The 2,060-nt window shown below is 34.5% G+C and carries 2 protein-coding genes; both read right to left on the bottom strand.

Annotated features, from left to right (window positions below; genetic code table 11):
• Nucleotides 1–43: 43 nt before the first annotated feature.
• On the bottom strand, nt 44–940 hold the full coding sequence (locus NL42_RS17960) for a LysR family transcriptional regulator (protein WP_461313790.1): 897 nt from the start codon (nt 938–940) through the stop codon (nt 44–46).
• Nucleotides 941–1,247: 307 nt separating this feature from the next.
• Nucleotides 1,248–2,042: a TorF family putative porin gene (locus NL42_RS17955; protein ID WP_461313789.1), complete on the bottom strand. Its 795-nt coding sequence runs from the start codon at nt 2,040–2,042 to the stop codon at nt 1,248–1,250.
• Nucleotides 2,043–2,060 lie beyond the last annotated feature (18 nt).

Here is a 2,060-nt window from a genome sequence, read left to right as displayed (position 1 = left end):
TTTTATATTGATTATGCTCAATAAAATTTCTTGATATTTTATTTCACCCCCATCCTAGTATGCTCTGTACTTTACGGCTCATCTCTTGGCAAATTGATTGATAGACTTCATTCAAATCGGGTTGAATCATATAAAAAAGTTGCACTGATAAATTGAAGTCAGTAAGTTCGATTGAGGTAAGTTGAGCAGCATAAATACTCTTTTCAAAAACCTCTTTAGGTAATAACCCTACTCCAAGACCTTGAGCCAATAAATTCATCTGCAAATTGGTTCCTGTAACCTCAATTTTTATATTAGGTAACTGATTCAATTTATGATATTCCGATACAAGATATTGGCGAAAACCACATCCTTCAGTATTAAGAATCCATCCTAAAGACTGACAATCGGCAAGATGCTGTACAGACATCTTTTTTAATTTTTTAGAAACAGTCGGCACAATTTGTAACTGTCCTAAAATTTCCATGTTTATCTGGCCATTCTGCCCATAAGTTTGAGCTGTTGTTGAAAAAATGCAATCTAGCTTTTTTTCCTTAAATTTATCTAATAAATCGATACCCCAACCTGTGCTAATTTCTAAGTTTAATGTTGGATAACTTTGCTTTAAGTCTTCTAAAATACCTGACAAGATCGTGTCTGATAGACTTGTCGCTATACCAATCCGTAAGTTTTGGGTCGATAATTTATAGCTGTTCACTAGTTGCCCTAATGCATCTATTTCAGCAGTAACCTGTGCACACTGCTCAAAAATTTGAAATCCTAGCTGAGTCAATTTTAGAGGGCGTGTATTACGGTCAAAAAGTTGTAATCCCAAATCTGATTCTAGATTTTGGATCCTTCTAGTAATAGCAGGTTGTGAAATACCTAATTGCTGGGCGGCCAGACTGGTAGATTGAACATTGACAAAACAAACAAAAGCTTCAATATCTTCAATTTTCATAATAGCTTAGGACAAGGTTTATAAATAAAGGTTATATCTCATTATGATGTTTTTTTATGGAATAAACATTAGCTTACTATTCATTTTATTTCATATCATCAATATTGAATTTAATAAAAGTCCATATAAGTTTTATGGATGAAAATTATGAGAAGCTTTCAAACTTATGCTGAGTTCAATCGCAGTTATTCTCAATTCAGCCGTAATTAACTTAAAAAATAAATAGAAATTCAGTTTTAACTACGTTTGGAAGTTTAAATTTACAGATGCCCAAGCGCAGTTAAAAGCCATTATTATTAAATCTAATTTAAAATACTTTTTTTACAGACACTGTAAAAGTCGAGTCAATCGGATTTGAAATAGGTGCGTCTGTCTCACCATTACTATACTTTTGATAGTAGCTATTTTTATCCCATGCTTTTGTATACGCTAGTCCTGTAGTCCAGCCATCACCTAAATCTTTAACGAGTTCAGCTTTAACATCTTGAAAATTAGATTCTGAAAAGTTTTTGATTCTTTCATAGCCATAGTGAGCGCCAAAAGTCCAAGTGTCACTGATAGGCTGGGTAAAGTTTAGGTCTAAATAACTCGAACCTCTTGATCGTTTACCAGCAGGTCCACCCATTGTTTTAGAGTTATAACCGGCATAATCTGGTGTGTAAGTTACAAAGTATTTGAGGCTTAAAGGTCCATAGCCAATTTGAGGTACGATTTCACCATAGTTATAACTGCTACTCCCCGTTTCTGGGGTACTTTTCGCGCCTGGGTAATAGTAGTAAAAAACTGACATCCCAATTGAAAATTTATCGATTGTTTTTAAATAACCTGTATAAAAATCCCATTCAACCGAGGCATCTCGCAAATAGTTAGAGCTCACGCTTGATGCCCAAGTCCCAACAAAAAAACCATTCGGGTTGGCATAATCCAGTCCACCCTGTAACGCAGGTTTACCCCAAGTTTGTTGAAAACCACGTGAAATATATTGGCTAGCAAAAGTAACATTCGCGCTATATGGAGAGATTTTTTCTTGTTCATTTAATTGTTCAGCATGTACAACACAGGTAGACATAATGAGAGAAGCTGCGCCTAAAATTTTTCTCATCTATTAATTCCTTTTAAA

The sequence above is a fragment of the Acinetobacter sp. GN11 genome (assembly GCF_054823985.1).
This window is presented reverse-complemented; position numbering and strand designations above follow the sequence as displayed.